Annotated in this window: 3 protein-coding genes; all 3 read right to left on the bottom strand. The window is 74.8% G+C overall.

Annotation, left to right across the window (positions count from 1 at the left end; genetic code table 11):
- The coding region (locus tag EBH09_RS29045; protein WP_153182742.1) for a glycosyltransferase at positions 1-1126 on the bottom strand (1126 nt) is incomplete at its 3' end.
- Entirely contained in the window at positions 1123-2076 is a 954-nt protein-coding gene (locus EBH09_RS29040; protein WP_121749883.1) for a glycosyltransferase, read from the bottom strand. The genes EBH09_RS29045 and EBH09_RS29040, both read right to left, overlap by 4 nt.
- The coding region (locus tag EBH09_RS39290; protein ID WP_238697467.1) for a glycosyltransferase family 9 protein at positions 2073-2568 on the bottom strand (496 nt) is incomplete at its 5' end. The genes EBH09_RS29040 and EBH09_RS39290, both read right to left, overlap by 4 nt.

Genomic DNA, 2568 nt, shown 5'->3' with positions numbered 1-2568 from the left:
GCAGCACGCGTTCGCGGCCGTTCCTGCCGTACTGGCGGCGCAGCCGTTCGTCGGCGAGGAGTTCGCGGGCGGCGTCCGCGATGGCCTCGGGGTCCTGCGGGGCGACCAGGCGGCCCGTGGTCCCGTCGGACACGGAGTCGCGGTGGCCGCCGACGTCGGTGGCGAGGACGGGCACACCGCAGGCCATCGCCTCCAGCGGCACGATGCCGAAGGGCTCGTAGACCGGCGTGCACAGCACCAGGTCGGCGCTGCGGAGCAGGGCGGGCATGTCCTCGGGATCGACCGCGCCGAGCAGCCGGACCCGGTCGGCGACGCCGGTGCGTCCGGCGAGCGCGGTCAGGCGCTGCGCCTCGGGGTCGGCGTCGAGGCCGCCGGCGGGCGGGCCGCCCGCGATGAGGAGTTCGGTGTCCGGGACCTGGGCCAGGGCGCGGATGGCCTGGTCGTAGCCCTTGCGGGGCACGAGCCGACCGCAGGCGAGCAGGCGGTGCCGCTGCCGTCGGGCGGGAGTGCGGCCGGTGTCGGCGGTGGGGTGGAAGTGTTCCGCGTCGACACCGCAGGGGACCACGGACACCTGCCGGGGCGGTACGCCCATGTCACCGAGTTCGACGACCTCGTCGGTGCAGGTGGCCAGGACCCGTTCGCAGGCGCGGCCCAGCTGCCGTTCGATGCCGATGCGCTCGTACGGGCTGGTGTCCCGCATGCCCTGGTGGCGCCGCTTGACGGTGCCGAGGGCGTGGAAGGTCTGCACGAGGGGGACGCCGTGCGGCCGGGCGCCGATCTGGGAGGCCATGCCGGACATCCAGAAGTGGGCGTGCACCACGTCGGGCGTCTCCCGGGCCCAGGCGCGGGCCAGGTGTGCGCCGAAGGCGGGCATGTGCGGGAACAGTTCGTCCTTGGGCACGACAGCGGGCGGTCCGGCCGGCACGTGCTCGACGACCGCGCCGCCGGGCAGCGGGACCCGGTCGGGCAGACCGGTGGCGTCCCGGCGGGTGTAGACCGTGACGTCGTGGCCGCGCTTGGCCAACTCCTCGGTGAGGCGGGCCACGTAGACGTTCTGTCCACCGGCGTCGACGCCGCCGAGCGCGGCGAGGGGGCTCGCGTGCTCGGACACCATGGCGATCCTCATCGGGTCACCTCCTTCAGCAGCCGCTCCCAGTCGTCCAGGAAGCGGGACAGCCCGTAGCGGGACAGGGCCGCCGCGCGGGCTCCGTCGCCGGCCCTTTGCGCGTGCAGCGGGTCGGCGAGGAAGTCGCGCACGGCGTCGGACAGTACGTCGACGCGGTTGGAGACCACTCCGGCGCCGGGGGGCACGGCCTCGGTCACCTCGGTGGTGGCGAGGGCGACCACGGGCATGCCGAGGTGCATGGCCTCCAGGAGGGACAGGCCGAGGGAGGTCCAGCGGACGGGGTGGACGTAGACGCGGCGGCGGGCCAGTTCGGTGTGCAGGTCGCTCTGGGGGACGTCCTGTGTGCGGCAGCGTTCTGGGTCTACGCCGATGTGCTCGGCGAGCCCCTCGGTGCGCATGCCGAAGACGTCGAGCGGGGCGGCGCGGGAGAACGCGGGGAGCAGGTCGGTTCCGGTCGTGCGCCCGCGCCGGATCGGCTCGTTGACGACGACGGCGGCGCGGTCCAGCTCACCGGTCCAGCGGTGGCCGGGGTCGACGATGCCGTGCTCGACGACCGTCGTCTCCGTCGGACCCGCGTCCCACATCAGCCGGTTGAAGTGGGTGACGTGGACGAGGGTGGTGACGTCGGGGAGGTCCGCGGCGGGGTGTCGGGTGTCGGGCACGTCCCCGTCGGGGGCGTTGTGCTCCAGGTACACCAGCGGAGGACGGCGGCCGAGCCACGCGTCGACGAGGTCGAGTTCGTGCGGTCGCTGGATGATCACGAGGTCGATGTGCTCGTCCCGCAGCCGCTGAGGCGGTACTTCCACCACGGAGTCGGGCCAGTCCCAGGTGCGCGCGCGGCCGAGGCCGTCGGGTCCGCGGTCCGGGGTGACGGGGACGAGGTAGGTGTGCGGGCCTTGCACGAAGGCCGTGGTCCACGACCCGTGCACGTGCCAGATGAGGATCCTCATGCCTCCCCCAGGAGTTTCTCGACTGCGGCCGCCACGTCGGTGGCCGTGACGGTGTTCAGGCAGGGATGGCCGGGGACGGGGCAGTCCCGGGCCCGGCTGTCCGCGCAGGGCGCGTCCTGGTCGCCGAGCAGGACGTACGGGACGCCGTACGGCCGCCAGCGCTCGGCCGGTACGACCGGCGCGAACAGGGACACGACCGGGGTGCCGACGGCGGCGGCCAGGTGGGCGGGCGCGGTGTTGCCGGTGACGACGACGGCGGCGCCCGCGAGGACGCCGGACAGTTCCGGGGCCTCGGTGCGGCCGCCGAGGTCGGTGCCGTGTTCACCCGCGACGTACGCGGTGAGGTCGCGTTCGTCGGGGCCGCCGGTGACCAGCACGCGGTGCCCGGCGGCGGCGAGTTCGCGCACGGCCTCGGCGGCGCGTTCGCGGCTCCAGGCGCGGGCGGGGACGCTGGCGCCCGGGTGGAGCACGACGTAGGGGCCGGGGCCGGTC

The organism is Streptomyces sp. E2N166 (assembly GCF_003671715.1).
GTDB classification, from domain to species: domain Bacteria; phylum Actinomycetota; class Actinomycetes; order Streptomycetales; family Streptomycetaceae; genus Streptomyces; species Streptomyces thinghirensis.
Note: the sequence above shows the minus strand (reverse complement) of the source record. Positions and strands in the feature narration are given on the sequence as shown.